Below are 19,401 nucleotides of genomic sequence, written 5' to 3'. Positions count from 1 at the left end.
TCTAATTTATGCAGGTAACCCAGGTACACAACTCACCCAAGTATAACCCACAAATTTACAACGAGTGACCTTAAATCCTCCAAATGGTGTCCAAGTGTATTCGTAGCCATCATTACCCCAACATCTCCCTTGTGAACGACCACATTCAACTTCCACTTCTGGTAATTCATAGCGTGCCAACGCTTCTACATTAGCCAACATCAAGTCAGACATCGGTTCCATTCTCTGTGACTGATAAATATTGTAACCGGCAAAGGTTGCGATTACAGCGACTATCAGAGCCGCAAAAAGTTTCTTGCCCATTTTTATTCATTTTTATGGGGTTAATAATGATGTTATGTCCGTGTTTATCATTTCAACGGAAGTCGCAAATATCTTGCGAATTCAAATTCTATCAATTACCTTTGCCAAGACCTCCTTTCTTTAGTTGGTTATGGAACGGATGGTACGCTATGACCCAACAATACGTTAGCCATCCGTTCCTTTATTGCTATTTATTCAACTTATATTCTATTATCGGTTCATCCTTATTTACATCAGTAGCAAGGATAACACTTTCTTGTTCATCCACCGAATCGGTATAAAGCAATAATCCCCTTTCATACGTTGTAGTATAGTACAGGCAACAAGCAAGGTGAGCAATAGCAATATGTTAACGAAGCTTTTCAAGGCTATTGGTTACTTATTATATATTTTACCTTAATATTTCCTATCGGACAATCTACAGAACCACGGGATAGACAAGTACCACCAGACTCCCACTCTCCTAAAGCCAGAGCCTCTACATTCTCCCACATAAGATCCTTAAAATCATTCTTTTCTGAATAGGAATGAACAGCCACAGCAGAGATGGCCACCAAAAACGAACCGACAAATAAGATTTTCTTTTTCATGTTTTCAATTATTTTATAAGATTAACACTTCATCGCTAAAGGATACTACAAAACTATTGGAAAATAAACAAATAACCTACTTTAGAGACTAACAATGTCTAACATTGGGGGAATTTTACCGGATATTAGACATTGTTAGTATGTTTACCGGCTACTTATAAGCGAGTTTATTCCATGGATGGACATCTTTTAAGTTGATAACCGTAATTTCCATTCTTTATTGTCCAATCGGACACTTCAGACAAAAAGTCACGTAACCGTTTAACAGCCATGTGCATCTTAGAAGAACTTCCATCACCATTTGGCCATAACAATTGCTGTATTTCTTCTATAGAAAGCCTATAAGCCTCAGCCTTGACAAAAGCATGCATCAATATCGCTGTTTGAGGACTTAGATCAACAACCCGATCTCCCATCTTCAATTTTAGCGCATCCCTATCAAACAACAAACCGCCATCCAACTGATACACACATGCTCGACTTTGTTCAACAGCTATCACGGGAATTTCTTTTTCCATGGACACGGGAACTTCTTTTATAACTTCTACAGGAACCACTTTCACTAAATAGCGGCGATAGAACAAGGGGATTTTGCTTGTTAGGATAAATAAGAATAAGCAAACAGGCACTATGAAGCCAAGCTGCAACATATCTTTCACCGAAAGAACCTTCCACCAAGAAAGGTGGGTAAAACCGGTCACTTCTATTTCCCACCTACAACCTATATAATAGGAAAACAAGCTGTCACACTTACTTATAGAAGCAAAGTCTTCTGAATAAGCCTTTGTTTCACAGCCGAATAGATCTGTTATGGATAAGCGTACCATGCTTTCACCGGAAAAGCCGGTTTGAGATAAAAGGTTATTCCAAATGAGTTCCAACGAATCAACATTCAAAGGTCGCTCTTCAAATAGCGCAGTATGCAGCATCCGTTTGACATAATCTTCTTCTATATTGCAAAAATACTTACATAAAGGTATGACATAATTTTTTTTACCATATTCACTTTCCAATGTAACAACTATCGGTTCTTTTTGCTCATGAAACAACCTTTTGTCTCCCCACGTCAAGAAGGGCACATCTGTTCCATTCCGCTTCCGCACCTCTTGATTCAGCACCTCAATAAAAGCATTGCGTGCTTGTCCTCTCCAGAATTTCGTTTTATACTGATATAGAAAATAGGCAGTGATTATAGTTACCACCACTCCTATAGCCACACACATCAATAGTAATTTAGTCTCCTTTTTCATGCATTTTTTATATTCCCCGACACCTTCCACCCACCAATCGTACGTGTGGCACTGTCAATTTATACTGCATTGGCAAAGATAGCGCATTTTACCTTATTAGCCAGCATCAAGTTGAAAAGAGTTGAAACTATAAAAAACAAGAATAGGGTTATTTTCTTTCTTATCCCAAACCGACAAATATATTTTTTTTTAAGGTTGATAAGTATGCTATCCTCTTGTTAAGGAATGGCAAATTTAACAATACATTCTTTTTCTTCATCCAAAAGCATTGTGTTGGCAAGGATAATCGAATCATTTTCTGAAACGTTAAAAGAACCGACAGGCATATTTAAGACAAACGTTTTCACATAATTTCCATCCCAATCATAAACCTCTATTCTATCACGATAAGAAGAAGGATATCCTTTATAATCTATTGCATTTCCCCATTCATTCATAGTCTTGAAAGGAGAAGACAAAAGATATATAAAATGAGAAGTTGCATTTGCTCGATATCCATTTGAATTTTCAGGATCATAGCTTACATTCATTCCGTCTTGCATTGCCACATATTTAGGAAAGTTCTTTTTAACAAAATGCAAATTCACAACTTGCTTATTCTCAAAATTGAAAATACCGAGGTAATCAGCTCTATCTCCCACAATAGCATATTGATTCACGAATGGACGTTTTACTAAATGTGATTCATTGTACACTTGCCGTTTAACTATGTTGGGTATGTCACTTTCATTTTCAGGATAAGAAAAGCCGTTAACTTTTTCCACACTCTTCCCTACCTGTATCAATGATAAAACATTTGCATCTTCATAGCTACCCCCAACAGATAAAAAAGAAGAATCAGAAACAATCTGAATGGCAGAGTACCCATAGCTCCAAAAACAGTTTTTTACAGAAGGGACTTTCAATTCTTCCCAGTTATCTGTGTTTAAAAGATTTTCGGATAAAGGGAATGGTATAACAAACATCTTGCGATAATCTTGGCTATATACATATAAATTATTACTTTCTTCTGATATAAAGCAAGTCGATAAATTCATCTCATAAGGCCCCTCTCCAATGCTCATAAAACTGCCTATTTTGATGATACTATCTTTTCTTATCCGACAGACATCATACACCGGACTATGATTAACCGTACTTAAAAGCAATATATCACTTGAAAGGACAGCTAATTTAGAGCCTAAAATGGCAGTATCTACAGATAATAATGTCGCTTCTAAATTCACGACCCGGCTACCATCTCTTTCTTTCTTGGATAGAGTGCAAGAAACTAATAGAGAAAAGATACAGCATAATAACAGTTGCTTTTTCATATAATTTTATTATTTAATAAAAGTTTCTTGCCCATTTTTATTCGTTTTTATGGGGTTAATAATGATGTTATGTCCGTACGACCCAACAATACGTTAGCCATCCGTTCCTTTACTGCTATTTATTCAACTTATATTCTATTATCGGTTCATCCTTATTCACATCAGTAGTAAGAATGATACCTTTTTCTTCATCCACCGATATGCCATAAACATAATGGTCTAACACATATTTACGTAATGGCTCACCCTTCAGACTAAACACATAGATATATTGCCCTCCATCCGGAAGTTCAATGCTTTTCTGTGCACTTTGGGCTATCTCTTTAAAGGTGCGTCCATGAAACACTGCATAGACGGCACTGTCCGTTACCTGCACATCGCTGAAGCCCATAATGCCCGTAGGCAATCCGTAACCTTGTGAAATTTGAAACTCCGGTTCACCACCAGGACCTATCCACACCGCATGTGTGCTGTCTTTCAAGTTATAAACTTCGAGCACTTCACCAAGCTGCGTCACAGCCGCCAATACTCCATTTCGGGGATTGTAATCGATGAAGCTGCGCCATGCCTGTGCCAGTGCAGGACGAGCATTCTCCAAAGCATTTTTATTGGAGGACGGTATTTCGCCCATCTTCCTCAATAACTTGCCTTGACGGTTGACCCAGCACAGACGATTATCACCTGAATAATCGGGAATAATAAAGGTGGAATCATCGTACATCACAAAATCCAATGCCCGAAGTATGTCTTTATCCAGGCTCACTGCTTCCAGACGAAGCAGCGAGTCACCGGATAAATCAAGCCCAAACCGAGTTAATTCTGACTTATTGGCATCGAGTGCCCACAGAGAATTCCCATTCCATCGCACATTTTCGGCAGAAACCATCTCTTCGGGAGAATCTCCACGCTTGCCAAAAGAAGACTGATAACGAAAATCGGGATAATGAAATAGATGGAAATAATAATCTTGTCCATGCAAATCCATCACAATAGCCCTGTCTCCTTGTACCCTGATGCGGAAAGGATAACGGAACAGAGCCGTATCTAATGGCTGCACAGAAGCAGACAATTCTTTCGTCTCCGGGAAATCGGTATAAGTCAGCCCTTTTTCGTGCGTTGCAGTGGTACAGGCAGCAAGCAAAGTGAGCAATAGTAATATGCTGATAAAAGTTTTCATTCAAGGATTTAATTAATAATCTCGTAATCGTTAAAACTTTGTCCAACGCTTATTTTATATTCCCCGACACCTTCCATTCGCCAATCGTACGTGTGGCACTGTCAAAGTTCACACCAACCTTGACTATCCTCCTGCCATCTGCTTGATAAGGAATATCATACTGCTTGCTGTCAATCTGCGCCAAAGCCTCTTCGGGTGTTCCGTCATACTTGAACTCGAAAACATAAATGGCATCCTGCAACTTCACCACAGCATCTGCACGACCGATGGCGCTCTTTACTTCAACATCCACATACTGCCCCATCAAGCGGAACAAGAGGTAAAAGATAGTCTGATAATGCTTCTCGGTCTTGTTCTCCAAATCATTGGGAATGGAAGCAAAGAAAGAGCGAGTACGTTCCAGACAACTTTCAATATCTCCCTTCAACAAATCGCGAATGAACGAAACTACGTAGAAAGTATTATTCTGCCCCGGAAGATGCACGTATGCAGGAAGCAACGATTCGATAAAGCCCTTGCGCACTTCGCCGTTAGGATAAGCCAAACGGTAAATCTGAAAAGTAGGATCATACCCCTTGATAGTCAAATAACCACTTTGATAGAGCACCGGAATAGGACTCGTAATCTGCTCTGTCGGTGCATCAAACTGTTCATCGGTAGCCTCAACACCCTCCAGGCTACGTACATCGAAATCCGAGCGTTTCAGGATGTCTATCAGAAACGTAGGAGTTCCGGTGGAGAACCAATAGTTTTTATATTCCTTTGCATCAAAAGCATTGAACAGGCTGAACGGATTGTAAATATCCGCACAAGCTTTACTGAAATGATATCCGTCATACTGCCGCTTCAAGTGCAGACAAGCTTCTTCGTAGGTTTCATTGTTCGCTTCTGCCATCAGCTTGATATCAGGTTCCAATTGCGCCAACAGTTCTTGTTCGGTAATTCCGCAAAGCGCACTGAAGTCATCTCGCATGCTGATATTCTTCAAGTTGTTCAGTTCGCTGAAAATGCTCAGTTGGCTGAACTTGCTGATACCCGTAATGAAAAGGAAGCGAAGATAGTGCCCCAATCCTTTGAGAGGACTGAAAAACTTACGCATCTCGTTGCGCAGTTGTTGCTGCAAAGTGGCGTCGGAATTGTTGTCGAGCAAAGGGGCATCATACTCGTCAATAAGCACGACAATCTGCTTGCCGGTCTTCTCGTAAGCACGCAGTATAATTCCTTGCAAACGGGCAGCCGGAGTTTCTTCCTGTTCGTTCTTCCCATAGAGTTGCTCCCAACGGGACAAAAAAAGGTTCAACTGCTCCTGCAAATCAAACAAGGTAGTATATTTCGTCAGACTGAAATCAATGTGCAATACCGGATAGTCCACCCAATCCTTTTCCCATCGCTCCAAAGCCAATCCTTTGAAAAGTTCTTTCTTTCCCTGAAAGTAAGCCTCAAGAGTAGATACAAGAAGGCTTTTCCCAAACCGCCGGGGACGGCTGAAAAAATAGACCTTATCAGTATTGGCCAGTTTATAAACCAACTCCGTCTTATCGACATACACGCAATTCCGGTTGCGAAGTTCTTCAAAATTCTGTATCCCTATCGGATAACGTCTGCCATTCAGCTCCATACCTACTACTGTTTATGATTACAAATACTACAAAGGTAACACTAATTACACAAAAAACGAAAACACTTGGCTAATTTCAGTTTACAAAAAAGAAACGGATTACACAGAATACCCGAATGCTTCGAAAAGCCTCATCCGTGATATTCCGCGTAATCCGCACCTATAAAGTAATTTTCTATCTACACTCTTACTTCAATAGTGATGCCGGTTCCAAATGATCTGCCTCAATATCCTTGAAATAACGGTAAGTACCTACTCTCAACTCTTCAGTAGCCGCATCGTCACAAACGATGATACCTTTTTCGTGCATTTGCAAGGCACTGATAGTCCACATCTGCATTACAGGGCCTTCTACCGCCTGATAAAGCGCACGGGCTTTGTTATGACCGTTCACGATAATCATCACTTCCTTTGCACTAAGCACAGTGCCTACACCAACCGTCAGGGCAGTCTTAGGCACTTTGTTCACATCGTTGTCAAAGAAACGGGAATTGGCAATGATCGTATCGGTAGTCAAAGTCTTCTGACGGGTGCGCGAAGACAAGGAAGAACCCGGCTCATTGAAAGCAATGTGCCCGTCGGGACCGATGCCGCCCATGAAAAGGTCGATGCCGCCGTAAGACTTGATCTTTTCCTCATAGCGTGCACATTCAGCATCCAAGTCGGCAGCATTGCCGTTCAGGATATTGGTGTTTTCCGGCTTGATGTCGATGTGACCGAAGAAGTTGTTCCACATAAAGGAATAATAGCTTTCGGGATGCTCCTTAGGCAAGCCTACGTACTCGTCCATATTGAAAGTAACCACATTCCGGAAAGACACGATGCCTTTCTTGTTCAGTTCAATCAGGCCTTTGTACATGCCCAGAGGAGAAGAACCGGTAGGGCATCCAAGCACAAACGGTTTCTCCGGTGTAGGATTGGCGGCCTTGATTTTTGCTGCTACATAATGTGCAGCCCATTGTGACACGGATTGATAATCCGGCTGAATAATTAGTCTCATTGCAATTATTTTTATCAGGTTAATAAATCGATTAGGATAACTCTTATCATCTGTCTTTCTTCAGACGCTCAGCCATGGCGCGCGCCAGATTTTCACACTGCGTGTAAGTAATGTCTTTCATGGCCTGTTTCATCTCGACCGGATCGCCTACAATCTCGAATTTACTCTTCTCCGCAAATTCACCCATACGCTTCACAGCCGCACCTGCCCAGCAGAATGAGCCGAAATAGCCCAGATAGCGCCCTTTCACTTCGCGCACCAATATCTTGGACAGCAGCGATTCTATTTCCGGATAAATCTGGTTGCTATAAGTGGGGCTTCCGATTATCAGCCCCCGATACTTGAATATATCGGCTATGATGTAAGAAGGGTTGCTTTTGCTTACATTGTGCATCACAATATTCCTGATGCCCTGCGCAGAAAGCTCGGCAGCGATAGCTTCTGCCATCTGTTCCGTATTGCCATACATCGAGCCGTATGCGATAACCACCCCCTCGTCGGCGGCGTAGCGGCTCAGGCGGTCGTAGATGCCGATTACTTTGGCAATGTTATCCGTCCACACAGGCCCGTGTGTGGAGCAGATGGCAGAGATGGGCAATCCGCCCAATTTGGCCAGCGCCTTCTGCACCGGTGAACCGTATTTGCCGACAATATTGGAGTAGTAACGCACCATCTCGTCCCAATACTTGTCCGTATTGATGCGGGTGTCGAGAAAACCGCCGTCCAGCGTGCCGAAACAGCCAAAACCGTCACCGGAGAAAAGAACACCTTCCGTTTCGTCAAAAGTCATCATCGTTTCGGGCCAATGCACCATAGGAGTCATATAGAAACGGAGTTTATGGTGTCCTAATGCCAGAAAATCTTCATCTTTCACCATATATTGCTCGCCCGTCACGCCATAGAATCCCTCAATCATGCCGAATGTCTGCTTGTTGCCCACAATGACTATGTCCGGATAATGCTGCTTGATAAGACGGATGGACCCGGAATGATCCGGTTCCATGTGGTTAATTATCAGATATTGAATAGGCCGTTCACCTATGATGCTTTTAATTTTACGAAGATATACTTCAAAATAGCAAATGTCAACCGTGTCAATCAATGCAACAGTTTCATCGTCTATCAGGTAAGAGTTGTATGACACTCCGTAAGGCAATGGCCACATACCTTCAAACAGATGTTTGTTACGGTCATTCACTCCCACGTAGTGGATTTTTCCTTTTATCACTGTTTTTGGGTTCATTTTCATTTTCTAATTTAGATTGATTCCATATTCTAATTGCGGCAAAAATAACTCTTTTTTCTCACATTTCATATTTCTTGCCTTGATAAGCGCCCAGTTCTTTCATTCTTTTTAGTACCCGGTGATTGAATTCATAATTTTTCAGTCCCCAATCCGGTGCAATCAGCAGTTCTTTGGGCGACTGCGACACAAAACGTTCCAATACCAGATCGGGACGCAGGTGTTCAATAAAATCTATCACAAGATCGATATATTCATCCACTCCGAAAAGATGAAAATCTTCCGGATGCTGTGCATATTCCAAAGCCATACGAGTGCCGCGTATCAATTGCAACTGATGCATCTTCAAGGTAGTCAACGGCAAATCCGATAAAATTTCAGCCTGCGTCACGATACTTTCGTGAGTTTCGCCCGGCAATCCCAAAATAACATGTCCGCCCGTCAGTATGCCGCAAGCAGCCGTTCGTTCCACGGCATCCATGGCGGCCCGGAAAGTATGCCCGCGATTAATGCGCACAAGCGTCTCATCACGGGTGCTTTCTATGCCGTATTCCACTAACAGGAAAGTATGCTTGTTGATCCCTTCCAGATAACGGAGCAAGTCATCGGGCATGCAGTCGGGACGGGTCCCGATAACCAGCCCTACCACACCATCTACCGACAGGGCTTCCTCGTATTTTCTCTTCAGATCTTCCAGTTCACCATACGTGTTGGTATATGCCTGAAAATAGGCAAGATACTTCATCTCCGGATATTTGCGGGCAAAGAAAAGTTTACCCTCTTCCAGTTGCCGGGTGACGGACTTCTCCGTGCGGCAATAATCAGGATTGAAAGTCTGATTGTTGCAATAAGTGCATCCGCCATATCCCTTGCTACCGTCCCGGTTAGGGCAGGTGAAACCTGCATTCAACGATATTTTCTGTACTTTGTAAGGGAAATAACGCTTTAAAAATAAAGGAAACTCATTATAAAGGGGCATGTTGTCCATTCTGTTGTTGTTGATACAGACGACAAAAATAAGCTTTTTAAAAAGATTACAAGCTTTAAAAAACGGATTTCTACCCCAAAAACCGAAAAACAGGAGAATTCACTTCTTTCCCCATCCACATCCTACCAGCTCCGTACCTACTCCTTACCTACTCCCTACCTACTCCTTATATCTTCCCTCTCTATAGACACGGAGAAAACAGGGAGTAGGTACGGAGAAAACAGTGAGCTGATAGGGAGAAAAAAGAAGTTTTTACCTATCTTTGTACCAAGAAAAAACATTTTATTCACTGATATATGAAAAAGATAAGCATTGCATTCCTTCTCTGCCTTTGCACATTGGTCGGACTTGCCCAAAGTGGCAAGACCCTCGAACTGAAAGAAATCGTATCAGGTAAATTTCACCCCGAAAATATCTACGGTGTCATTCCCATTCCCGGTGACGGTGAACATTATTCGCAGATGAATGCCGAAGGTACACAAGTCATAAAATATTCTTTCAAGACGGGGAAACCTGTGGAAGTGCTGTTTGACGCGACCAATGCACGCGAATGTCCTTTCAAGACTTTTGACAGTTACTCCTTTTCACCGGACGGTGGCAAACTGCTCATCGCAACGGAAACCACGCCTATATACCGTCATTCATACACCGCCGTACACTATCTTTACAGCCTGAAACGAAACCTGGACGGCAAAATCAACAATGTAGTGGAAAAACTTTCGGACGGCGGGCCGCAACAAGTACCTGTATTTTCACCGGACGGCAATATGGTGGCCTTCGTGAGAGACAACAACATCTTTCTTGTGAAACTGCTATATGGCAACAGTGAAAGCCAGATAACGGAAGACGGTAAACGCAATGCCATACTGAACGGCATTCCCGACTGGGTGTATGAAGAAGAATTTTCCTTTGACCGTGCCCTGGAATTCAGTGCAGACAGCAAGATGCTGGCTTTTGTGCGCTTCGATGAAACGGATGTCCCCTCTTATTCTTTCCCGGTATTCGCAGGTGAAGCCCCGCATGTTGCAGCTTATGAAAAATATCCGGGAGAATATACCTACAAATACCCCAAAACCGGAGAGCCCAATTCCAAAGTATCGGTTCATACTTTCGACATAAAGTCCAAAGTCACCCGCAAGTTGAGCATCCCCGTAGATGCAGACGGATATATCCCCCGCATACGCTTTACCAAAGATGCGAACAAACTGGCTGTAATGACATTGAACCGCCATCAGAACCGCTTCGACCTCTATTTCGCCGATCCCCGCAGCACAGTCTGCAAACTGGTGCTCCGCGATGAAAGTGACACTTATATCAAAGAGAATGTATTCGACAATATAGTCTTCTACCCGGAGAATTTCAGTTTTGTCAGCGAAAAGAGTGGTTACAACCATCTGTATTGGTATAGTATGGGAGGCAATCTGCTGAAACAGATCACTTCCGGGAACTATGAGATAAAGGAATTCTTAGGATATGATGCCGAAGAAGGTTCTTTCTACTTTACCAGCAACGAAGAAAGCCCCATGCGCAAAGCCGTATATAAAACGGATCGTAAAGGGAAAAAAATAAGGCTTTCGACCCGGACAGGAATCAACAATGCACAGTTCAGCACAGATATGAAGTATTTCATGAACCGCTATACCAGCCTGAACACTCCCATAACCATCACGCTGAACGACAACTCTGGAAAAGAACTCACTACGCTTGTCAACAACGAAAAGCTGAAGCGGACACTCTCCGGATATGACATACCACAAAAGGAGTTTTTCTCTTTCCGTACTTCGGAGGGCATTCTGCTGAACGGCTGGATGATGAAGCCCACCGATTTCACGGCCACCAAGAAATATCCGGTACTGATGTACCAATATAGCGGTCCCGGCTCACAACAGGTGCTCGATAACTTCAGCATCAGTTGGGAAACCTATATGGCATCGCAAGGCTACATTGTAGTCTGCGTGGATGGGCGGGGAACCGGCGGACGCGGCGCCGAATTCGAGAAGTGCACCTATCTCAACTTAGGAGTGAAAGAAGCCAAAGACCAAGTGGAAACAGCCCTTTATATGGGGAAACTGCCCTACGTGGACAAAGGACGCATCGGCATCTGGGGCTGGAGTTTCGGCGGATATATGACCATTATGAGCATGAGCGAGGGCACACCGGCATTCAAGGCAGGCGCTGCCGTAGCAGCCGTCACCGACTGGAATTACTATGATACCATCTACGGTGAACGCTTCATGCGCACCCCGAAAGAAAACGCCGAAGGCTACAAAGCTTCTTCCGCATTTGCACGCGCCGACAAGTTGAACGGCAAGCTTCTGCTGGTGCACGGCATGGCCGATGACAACGTACACTTCCAGAACTGCGCCGAATATGCGGAACATCTGGTGCAGACCGGAAAGCAGTTTGACATGCAGATATACACCAACCGTAACCACGGTATTTTCGGAGGTAATACCCGCCTGCATCTATATACAAAGTTGACCAATTTCTTCAAAAGCAACCTTTAATCTTATTCAAATACTATGAGAGTACGCAAGCCCGAATGGCTCAAAATAAGCATAGCCGCCAACGAGCGTTATACTGAGACCAAACGGATCGTGGAGTCCCACTGCCTTCACACCATTTGCAGCAGTGGCCGCTGTCCCAATATGGGGGAATGCTGGGGAAAGGGGACTGCCACATTCATGATTGGCGGTGACATCTGTACCCGTTGCTGCAAGTTCTGCAACACCCAAACCGGAAAGCCATTGCCTTTGGACGCTGACGAGCCGACGCATGTAGCCGAATCCATAGCTTTGATGAAGCTTTCTCATGCAGTCATCACTTCCGTGGACAGGGACGACCTGCCCGATCTGGGCGCAGCGCACTGGGCACGCACCATCCGGGAAATCAAACGCGTGAATCCGGACACCACAGTCGAAGTGCTGATACCCGACTTTCAAGGCAGAAAAGAACTCATAGCCCAAGTGACGGATGCAGAACCGGAAATCATCTCCCACAATATGGAAACTGTACGGCGCATCACTCCTCTGGTGCGCAGCGCCGCCCGATATGATACCAGCCTTGAGGTATTGAGGCAGATAGCAGAAAGCGGTATTACAACAAAGTCCGGCATTATGGTAGGATTGGGTGAAACGCCCCATGAAGTGGAAGAACTCATGAATGACCTGCGCCGGGCAGGTTGCCATATACTGACAATCGGACAATACCTGCAACCCAGCCACAGGCATTATCCGGTAGCAGAATATGTGACTCCCGACCAATTTGCCATTTATAAGCAATCAGGGCTTGACAAAGGTTTTAAGCAAGTAGAAAGCGCCCCCCTGGTTCGTTCGTCCTACCATGCCGAGAAATCGGTACAATACCTGCAAAAGAGGCTTGAATAAAAAACTTTTTGTGTTGCCGGATGTTATAAGGGAAACGACGGAATAATTCGGATAATGGGTCACCAAAGAGTTCTATCATCAAAATTTAATATGTCATTGGGATTTATCCCCGTCATTATATCCATATTATTGTGTGAGTTCATGACGCAAGACATATCCATCTACATCGGTTCCGGTGTGGGCCTTCTGCTCTATTTCTGTTCCCGAAGGCATAAAGGAGTGTATATACCTCCGATCATACTTTATTCTACGACGGGAATGTTACTGCTGCTATCAATTACCGCCTTCTTTACAACAAGCCCTTGTCCGAGTTTTTTGTTCCCTTTTACTTTGGAAATAAGCGCCACCATTCCGCCGATTGCCATCTACCTGAACCGGAAGCGTTTTCTGGATTACCACACAGCCCAGACAGGACAGTGCTGCAAACAGCTTTTTGCACAGGCTGCTGAAGCCGCGATAGTATCCGCCCGCGTTGTGCTTATCATCAGCTTTCTGCATCTCATCATCATCTTTCTGACTGTTCTGATAAGCTATCCTTTGGGAAACACTACACGGTATATCTTATTTAATATAGCCCCTCCTGCCGTATTCATTCTGTGCATCATCTTCAACCAGTTCGGTATTTTCTATTTCAACATAGTAATGCGCCATACGGTATTTGTGCCGATAGTCAATACAAAAGGAGATGTTACCGGAAAAGCAATAGCTTCAGAAGCTATCAACAAGAAAAATGAATTCATCAATCCGGTGATCAGAATCGCAGTTGCCTCACACGGCATGTTATTCCTTCTTCCACGTCCTCAATGCAGTGTGCTGGAAGGAGGAAAAACAGACCTGCTGATAGAAGGATATTTGCTGTATGGAGAGACTCTCGAACAAGGGGCGGGCAGAATATTGCGGCAAACATTACCTACGGCTTTGACAAGCGACTTGTACTTCAACCTGATGTACCATTTTGAAAACGAAAAAACCAACCGGCTGAACTACCTGTTCACTCTGGATTTGGACGATGACTCCGTTTTATGCAATAAGACATTCAAAGGCGGAAAACTATGGACATTGCAACAAATAGAGCATAATTTGGGCAAGGAATTCTTCAGTCATTGCTTCGAATGCGAGTATGAGCACCTGAAGGCCATTATCTGTACAAGAGAAAAATACAGGGAATCTTAGAAAGATCGGGAACTTTGCCCTGCCATTCCTTTACGGTTTTCGTTTTAATGTACTCACCCTCACAAGTTATACCGGCAGCAATGCAAAGCTTGGTCTGCGGACGGCAATTGTGCAAAATATCATCCACCATCTTATTGTTGCGATAAGGGGTCTCTATGAAAAGTTGCGTCTGCTGCTCGGAATAGACACGCTGCTCCAGCATTTTCAGTTTGCGGGCACGCTCTGCCGGTTCAATGGGCAGATAGCCGTTAAAAGCAAAGCTCTGACCGTTGAAGCCTGACCCCATAACGGACAATATGATAGAAGAAGGCCCCACCAACGGAACCACTTTCAGATTCTTCCGCTGGGCAATAGCCACCACGTCTGCTCCGGGATCTGCCACTGCCGGACAACCTGCTTCGGAAATCACTCCCATGGAAAGACCCGCTTCAAGCGGTCTCAGATATCCGGATATGTCTTCGGGCGAAGTATGCTTGTTCAGCGGATAGAAAGTCAGTGCGTCAATATCCATATCTCTGTCCACCTTCTTTAAAAAACGGCGTGCAGAGCGCACATCTTCCACAATAAAATGACGTATTTCCATTATCACCTCTTTATTGTAAGCAGGCAGAACCGATTCGACAGGAGTGTCACCCAAAGTGACAGGCAAAAGATAAAGTGCAGGCATGGCAGGAAGCAAGTTTTAACAAAAAGCGAACTAAAAAATGAAAGAATGGAATAAAGAGAAGTGGAGAGAATGAAAAAGAAACTCCAGAGTGCTCCGTAATTCATTCTCCCATTCCCGGTTTTTACGGCTTAGCCGTAGATGATATTTCCGTTTTCGTCCTTATATTCGTCCAGACCCTTTTCATAAGTGGCCATGGCACGAAGACTCATTCCCACACTGGAGAAGCCTCCGTCGTGGAATAGGTTCTGCATAGTAACCTTACGGGTGAGATCAGAGAACATGACTATACAATAGTCGGCGCACTCATCGGCTGATGCATTGCCAAGAGGAGACATGCGGTTGGCGAAGTCGAACAATTTGTCCATACCTTTCACGCCCGAACCGGCAGTTGTCATGGTAGGAGATTGCGAAATAGTATTCACACGTACATGATGCTCACGCCCATAAATATAACCGAAACTACGGGCAATGGACTCCAGCAGGGCTTTCGCATCTGCCATGTCATTGTAGCCGTAAAAAGTACGCTGTGCGGCCACATAGCTCAAAGCGAGTATGGAACCATACTCCGAAATGGCATTCATTTTTTTTGCAGCCTGTATCATCTTATGAAAAGAGATGGCCGAAATATCCAGCGTCTTGTCCAGCATATCATAATCCAAATCGTCGTATGTGCGTTTCTTGCGCACGTTGGGAGACATGCCGATAGAGTGCAATACAAAATCTATCTGTCCGCCCAAAACTTCCATGGAACGCTTGAATACGTTCTCCAAATCTTCCACATTGGTAGCATCTGCGGCAATAACTTCGCAGTTCAGTTTCTCGGCAAGTGCGGAAACTTCGCCCATACGTACCGCAACCGGAGTATTGGACAAAGTGATTACCGCACCTTCTTCTACTGCTTTTTCTGCTACTTTCCAGGCAATGGACTGCTCATTCAGAGCACCGAAAATAATGCCTCTTTTTCCTTTTAATAAATTGTAACTCATACCTAATTTACTATAATTTCGGCTGCAAAGATAGGAAGATTCTGCATAAAAATGCCGAAAGTGTGCAAAGAAAACAGAAATCATATACTATAAGCAGCAAAAAACTTTTCAAGCAAGCTTGATGTTTTTTATTGAGGTTTACATTATCTTTGCCGCAAACCAAAACAAAGAAAAGACAATGAAGAAGCTGATTATATTCGATCTGGACGGAACTTTGCTGAACACCATCGCCGACTTGGCACAAAGTACAAACCATGCCTTGCATGCGCTTGGCTATCCCACCCACGAAGAATCGGCCTACAACTTCATGGTCGGCAACGGCATCAACAAATTATTTGAACGCGCCCTCCCCGAAGGAGAAAAAACAGAAGAAAACGTGTTGCGTGTCCGCAAGGAATTTATCCCCTACTACGATGCGCACAATGCGGACAAAAGCTGCCCTTACCCCGGAATTTCCGAACTTCTGGAACAATTGCAGGAACGGGGACTGCAATTGGCAGTAGCTTCCAACAAGTATCAGGCAGCCACTGTCAAATTGATAAACCATTATTTCCCCGGCATCCATTTCACCGCCGTATTCGGACAACGCGACGGGGTGAACGTAAAACCCGACCCTACCATCGTACATGATATCCTGAATATAGCCAAGGTTTCCAAAAATGAAGTTCTGTATGTGGGCGACTCCGGAGTGGACATGCAGACAGCCGCCAATGCCGGAATCAGTGCCTGCGGTGTGAGTTGGGGCTTCCGCCCACGTACCGAACTGGAAGAATTCCATCCGGAACACATTGTGGATGCAGCCTCCTCTATCCTGAAAATAGCAATCCGATGATACAATCATTCCTTTATTCAACAACAAAACATCATTTATCCGGACGCTAACATCACAACGAATCATTTCCAACAAAGAAGCCAACAGCAAATCGGTTACAATAATTTTACAAATATAGTTCTTCTTCATGGAACTGTCCATTTCGAGAAGGTAAACCAACTTTGTTTTGAACAGAAAAAGTAGCAGTTTCTTTCCAAACGGGTGTGTACTTTTCAATGTTCTTTGGCTTTCGTGTACGAAAACAATCGTTTTTGTGCACGCAAACGATCATTTTCATCCAAAATCGTCCTTTTTACTAAGATTTATGCTCCCCAAATTTGATTAATAAAGAAAAGGTCTTATTTTTGACCCCTGTTTTCAATTCATACTATTGTAAAACATAATCAATTACCTAATTAAATCACAAGAGAATGGAACAAGTTTTCGGTTATATCATCGGCTTAGGAGCAGCGGTAATGATGCCTATAATCTTTACAATTTTGGGCGTTTGCATCGGAATTAAACTGAGTAAGGCATTAAAAAGCGGATTATTGGTCGGCGTCGGCTTTGTCGGCTTATCAGTTGTCACAGCTTTGCTGACCAGCAGCCTGGGCCCTGCTCTAAGCCAAGTCGTGGAAATCTACGGACTTCAACTAAAGGTCTTCGATATGGGATGGCCCGCTGCCGCTGCCGTAGCATACAATACGTCGGTTGGCGCATTTATCATTCCAGTATGTTTAGGCGTAAATCTACTTATGTTATTAACGAAAACCACCCGTACCGTCAATATCGATCTCTGGAATTACTGGCACTTCGCATTTATCGGTGCAGTGGTCTATTTTGCCAGTGACAGTATCTTGTGGGGATTCTTTGCAGCAATTATCTGCTATATCATCACTTTGATCATGGCTGACTATACAGCGGAGAAATTCCAGGGATTCTATGATAAGATGGAAGGCATCTCCATACCTCAGCCTTTCTGCGCAGGCTTTGTTCCTTTTGCTATTGTAATTAATAAGATATTAGATAAGATCCCCGGATTCAACAAATTGAACATAGATGCAGAAGGTATGAAGAAGAAGTTCGGCCTGCTGGGTGAACCTTTATTTTTGGGTATCCTGGTAGGATGTATCATCGGCGGCCTGTCTTGCAAGAACAGCAGTGAACTGATTGACAAGATTCCTTATATATTAGGTCTGGGCATCAAGATGGGAGCTGTCATGGAATTGATTCCCCGTATCACAGCCCTTTTTATCGAAGGCCTGAAGCCCATCTCCGACGCAACCCGCGAACTGATTGCCAGGAAATTCAAAGGCGCCGTGGGACTGAACATCGGCATGAGTCCGGCACTTGTCATCGGCCATCCTGCAACGTTGGTGGTTTCTCTGTTGCTGATTCCTGTCACCATCCTGCTGGCAGTTATCCTTCCGGGCAATCAGTTTTTACCATTGGCCTCTTTGGCTGGCATGTTTTATCTTTTCCCGCTGGTATTGCCCATTACAAAAGGCAATGTACTGAAAACGTTCATTATCGGGCTTGTGGTATTGACCCTCGGCCTGTACTTCGTTACCGACCTGGCTCCCTATTTTACGAAAGCGGCCCATGATGTATATGCAAAAACCCAAGATGCGGCCGTCAATATCCCCTCAGGATTTGAAGGAGGTGCACTTGACTTTGCTTCCAGTCCTTTTGCATGGATTATTTTTCACCTGACCTACTCATTCAAATACATCGGCTCCGCAATTTTAGTGCTGTGCACATTGTTCCTGATGATTTTGAACCGTCGTGCCATCATCAAATATCAGAAGGCGGCCAAAGCAGTAAAAGAATAAACCGGCAATCCCGAAAGACGCCCGCTTTAATTCAAGATTATGAATCAAACAATTTAATATTCCAAAGAACATGAAGAAATTAGTAATCGCACTTATGTTGGGAGCAGCCGTCACGGCCAATGCCCAAGTAAATTACAAAGTACAGACCGCCTGCCATCCGCAAGACGTGAAACACTATGACACCGAACGCCTGCGCAGTTCTTTTATGATGGAGAAAGTGATGGCTCCGGACGAAATCAACGTGACTTACACACTTTATGACCGCTTGATTTACGGCGGCGCCATGCCGGTGAATAAAGCCCTCAAATTGGAAGTCTTTCAGGAACTCGGCCCTGAAATCAGCTACTTTCTGGAACGCCGCGAATTGGGTGTCATCAATGTAGGCGGTGACGGAGTGGTCACTGTAGACGGCAAAGAATATCCCATGAAATATAAAGAAGCGCTTTATGTGGGCTGCGGCAACAAGGAAGTGACTTTCAAGAGCAACGATACCGCAAAGCCGGCTAAATTCTACATCAACTCCGCCCCGGCTTACAAGCCTTACGTCACTCAATTGATTACAACCGATGCAAAACTTCAAAAATCCAACCCTAAGAAATATGCTTTGGGAATTTCAGACCGTTACGGAAAAGCTGAGGATAGCAACGATCGTGTAGTGAACCAACTGATTGTAAAGGATGTTCTGGAAAGAGTGAAAGACGGTGGCACAAACCAACTACAGATGGGACTCACCGAATTGGCTCCCGGTTCTGTATGGAATACCATGCCTGCCCACACCCATACCCGGCGTATGGAAGCCTATTTCTACTTCAACCTGCCCGAAGGAAACGCCGTCTGCCACCTGATGGGCGAACCCCAAGAAGAACGCCTCGTATGGCTGCATAATGAACAGGCTATCACTTCTCCCGAATGGAGTATCCATGCCGCTGCCGGAACGCGCAACTATACCTTCATCTGGGGCATGGCCGGTGAAAACCTGAAATACAGCGATAAAGACGAAATTAAATATACCGATATGAAATAAAACCGTTCTCAACAAAAAAGGCATGGATTTGTTTATCATC

The 19,401-nt window shown here is 44.0% G+C and carries 17 protein-coding genes; 6 read left to right on the top strand and 11 right to left on the bottom strand.

The genetic code is table 11. From position 1 onward, the window contains the following. Nucleotides 1-6: 6 nt before the first annotated feature. The 9 genes from BACHE_RS06745 to mnmL form a co-directional block, all read right to left on the bottom strand. Nucleotides 7-303 (bottom strand): NVEALA domain-containing protein, encoded by a 297-nt coding sequence (locus BACHE_RS06745; RefSeq protein WP_013546945.1) that lies wholly within the window; start codon nucleotides 301-303, stop codon nucleotides 7-9. A gap of 368 nt (nucleotides 304-671) precedes the next feature. Next, a complete protein-coding gene (locus tag BACHE_RS06740; RefSeq protein WP_013546944.1) occupies nucleotides 672-893 on the bottom strand; it encodes an NVEALA domain-containing protein in 222 nt (73 codons plus the stop codon). A gap of 167 nt (nucleotides 894-1,060) precedes the next feature. Beyond that, entirely contained in the window at nucleotides 1,061-2,143 is a 1,083-nt protein-coding gene (locus BACHE_RS06735) for a helix-turn-helix domain-containing protein (RefSeq protein WP_041579242.1), read from the bottom strand. Between the two features lie 218 nt (nucleotides 2,144-2,361). Then, complete coding sequence (locus BACHE_RS06730; protein ID WP_013546942.1) at nucleotides 2,362-3,456, bottom strand: BF3164 family lipoprotein; 1,095 nt, start codon at nucleotides 3,454-3,456, stop codon at nucleotides 2,362-2,364. Between the two features lie 115 nt (nucleotides 3,457-3,571). Further along, a complete protein-coding gene (locus BACHE_RS06725; RefSeq protein ID WP_013546941.1) occupies nucleotides 3,572-4,633 on the bottom strand; it encodes a BF3164 family lipoprotein in 1,062 nt (353 codons plus the stop codon). A 49-nt stretch (nucleotides 4,634-4,682) separates the two neighbouring features. Then, a complete protein-coding gene (locus BACHE_RS06720; RefSeq protein ID WP_013546940.1) occupies nucleotides 4,683-6,251 on the bottom strand; it encodes an ATP-binding protein in 1,569 nt (522 codons plus the stop codon). A gap of 187 nt (nucleotides 6,252-6,438) precedes the next feature. Then, complete coding sequence (gene nagB / locus BACHE_RS06715) at nucleotides 6,439-7,251, bottom strand: glucosamine-6-phosphate deaminase (protein ID WP_013546939.1); 813 nt, start codon at nucleotides 7,249-7,251, stop codon at nucleotides 6,439-6,441. 46 nt (nucleotides 7,252-7,297) lie between these two features. Further along, nucleotides 7,298-8,494, bottom strand: a complete 1,197-nt coding sequence (locus BACHE_RS06710; protein WP_013546938.1) for an FprA family A-type flavoprotein — start codon at nucleotides 8,492-8,494, stop codon at nucleotides 7,298-7,300. 61 nt (nucleotides 8,495-8,555) lie between these two features. Next, nucleotides 8,556-9,482, bottom strand: coding sequence for a tRNA modification radical SAM protein MnmL/YtqA (mnmL, locus tag BACHE_RS06705; protein WP_041579240.1), 927 nt, complete (start codon nucleotides 9,480-9,482; stop codon nucleotides 8,556-8,558). A gap of 296 nt (nucleotides 9,483-9,778) precedes the next feature. On the opposite strand from mnmL, the gene BACHE_RS06700 reads away from it, so the two are divergent. Genes BACHE_RS06700 through BACHE_RS06690 form a run of 3 tightly spaced genes read left to right on the top strand, consistent with a single transcriptional unit; the run spans nucleotide 9,779 to nucleotide 14,041 of the window. Beyond that, nucleotides 9,779-11,989 carry a S9 family peptidase gene (locus BACHE_RS06700; RefSeq protein ID WP_013546936.1) on the top strand — a complete coding sequence of 737 codons (2,211 nt, stop codon included), beginning with the start codon at nucleotides 9,779-9,781 and terminating at the stop codon, nucleotides 11,987-11,989. A 15-nt stretch (nucleotides 11,990-12,004) separates the two neighbouring features. Further along, nucleotides 12,005-12,868, top strand: coding sequence for a lipoyl synthase (gene lipA, locus BACHE_RS06695; protein WP_013546935.1), 864 nt, complete (start codon nucleotides 12,005-12,007; stop codon nucleotides 12,866-12,868). A gap of 54 nt (nucleotides 12,869-12,922) precedes the next feature. Continuing rightward, nucleotides 12,923-14,041 carry a hypothetical protein gene (locus BACHE_RS06690; protein ID WP_013546934.1) on the top strand — a complete coding sequence of 373 codons (1,119 nt, stop codon included), beginning with the start codon at nucleotides 12,923-12,925 and terminating at the stop codon, nucleotides 14,039-14,041. Here BACHE_RS06690 and BACHE_RS06685 read toward each other — a convergent pair. After that, on the bottom strand, nucleotides 14,007-14,708 hold the full coding sequence (locus BACHE_RS06685; protein ID WP_013546933.1) for an SAM-dependent methyltransferase: 702 nt from the start codon (nucleotides 14,706-14,708) through the stop codon (nucleotides 14,007-14,009). The genes BACHE_RS06690 and BACHE_RS06685 overlap by 35 nt on opposite strands. 128 nt (nucleotides 14,709-14,836) lie before the next feature. Then, a complete protein-coding gene (locus BACHE_RS06680) occupies nucleotides 14,837-15,694 on the bottom strand; it encodes an enoyl-ACP reductase FabI (RefSeq protein WP_013546932.1) in 858 nt (285 codons plus the stop codon). Between the two features lie 178 nt (nucleotides 15,695-15,872). On the opposite strand from BACHE_RS06680, the gene BACHE_RS06675 reads away from it, so the two are divergent. From BACHE_RS06675 to kduI, 3 genes are all read left to right on the top strand, one after another. After that, nucleotides 15,873-16,526 (top strand): HAD family hydrolase, encoded by a 654-nt coding sequence (locus tag BACHE_RS06675; RefSeq protein ID WP_013546931.1) that lies wholly within the window; start codon nucleotides 15,873-15,875, stop codon nucleotides 16,524-16,526. Nucleotides 16,527-16,936: 410 nt separating this feature from the next. After that, entirely contained in the window at nucleotides 16,937-18,337 is a 1,401-nt protein-coding gene (locus tag BACHE_RS06670; RefSeq protein WP_013546929.1) for a PTS galactitol transporter subunit IIC, read from the top strand. A gap of 70 nt (nucleotides 18,338-18,407) precedes the next feature. Then, nucleotides 18,408-19,361 (top strand): 5-dehydro-4-deoxy-D-glucuronate isomerase, encoded by a 954-nt coding sequence (gene kduI, locus BACHE_RS06665; protein WP_013546928.1) that lies wholly within the window; start codon nucleotides 18,408-18,410, stop codon nucleotides 19,359-19,361. Nucleotides 19,362-19,401: the final 40 nt, after the last annotated feature.

Source organism: Bacteroides helcogenes P 36-108 (assembly GCF_000186225.1).
Taxonomy (GTDB): domain Bacteria; phylum Bacteroidota; class Bacteroidia; order Bacteroidales; family Bacteroidaceae; genus Bacteroides; species Bacteroides helcogenes.
The sequence above is the reverse complement of the archived record's forward strand: the minus strand, read 5'-3'. Positions and strand labels throughout refer to the sequence as shown.

Excerpts from the sequence above, each read along its gene's own strand:
- BACHE_RS06680 (WP_013546932.1), bottom strand. The coding sequence starts at position 15,694 with ATGAGTTACAATTTATTAAAAGGAAAAAGAGGCATTATTTTCGGTGCT.
- BACHE_RS06670 (WP_013546929.1), top strand. The coding sequence starts at position 16,937 with ATGGAACAAGTTTTCGGTTATATCATCGGCTTAGGAGCAGCGGTAATG.
- BACHE_RS06685 (WP_013546933.1), bottom strand. The coding sequence starts at position 14,708 with ATGCCTGCACTTTATCTTTTGCCTGTCACTTTGGGTGACACTCCTGTC.
- nagB (WP_013546939.1), bottom strand. The coding sequence starts at position 7,251 with ATGAGACTAATTATTCAGCCGGATTATCAATCCGTGTCACAATGGGCT.
- BACHE_RS06720 (WP_013546940.1), bottom strand. The coding sequence starts at position 6,251 with ATGGAGCTGAATGGCAGACGTTATCCGATAGGGATACAGAATTTTGAA.
- BACHE_RS06745 (WP_013546945.1), bottom strand. The coding sequence starts at position 303 with ATGGGCAAGAAACTTTTTGCGGCTCTGATAGTCGCTGTAATCGCAACC.
- BACHE_RS06740 (WP_013546944.1), bottom strand. The coding sequence starts at position 893 with ATGAAAAAGAAAATCTTATTTGTCGGTTCGTTTTTGGTGGCCATCTCT.
- BACHE_RS06730 (WP_013546942.1), bottom strand. The coding sequence starts at position 3,456 with ATGAAAAAGCAACTGTTATTATGCTGTATCTTTTCTCTATTAGTTTCT.
- BACHE_RS06710 (WP_013546938.1), bottom strand. The coding sequence starts at position 8,494 with ATGAACCCAAAAACAGTGATAAAAGGAAAAATCCACTACGTGGGAGTG.
- kduI (WP_013546928.1), top strand. The coding sequence starts at position 18,408 with ATGAAGAAATTAGTAATCGCACTTATGTTGGGAGCAGCCGTCACGGCC.
- mnmL (WP_041579240.1), bottom strand. The coding sequence starts at position 9,482 with ATGGACAACATGCCCCTTTATAATGAGTTTCCTTTATTTTTAAAGCGT.
- lipA (WP_013546935.1), top strand. The coding sequence starts at position 12,005 with ATGAGAGTACGCAAGCCCGAATGGCTCAAAATAAGCATAGCCGCCAAC.
- BACHE_RS06700 (WP_013546936.1), top strand. The coding sequence starts at position 9,779 with ATGAAAAAGATAAGCATTGCATTCCTTCTCTGCCTTTGCACATTGGTC.
- BACHE_RS06675 (WP_013546931.1), top strand. The coding sequence starts at position 15,873 with ATGAAGAAGCTGATTATATTCGATCTGGACGGAACTTTGCTGAACACC.
- BACHE_RS06690 (WP_013546934.1), top strand. The coding sequence starts at position 12,923 with ATGGGTCACCAAAGAGTTCTATCATCAAAATTTAATATGTCATTGGGA.
- BACHE_RS06725 (WP_013546941.1), bottom strand. The coding sequence starts at position 4,633 with ATGAAAACTTTTATCAGCATATTACTATTGCTCACTTTGCTTGCTGCC.
- BACHE_RS06735 (WP_041579242.1), bottom strand. The coding sequence starts at position 2,143 with ATGAAAAAGGAGACTAAATTACTATTGATGTGTGTGGCTATAGGAGTG.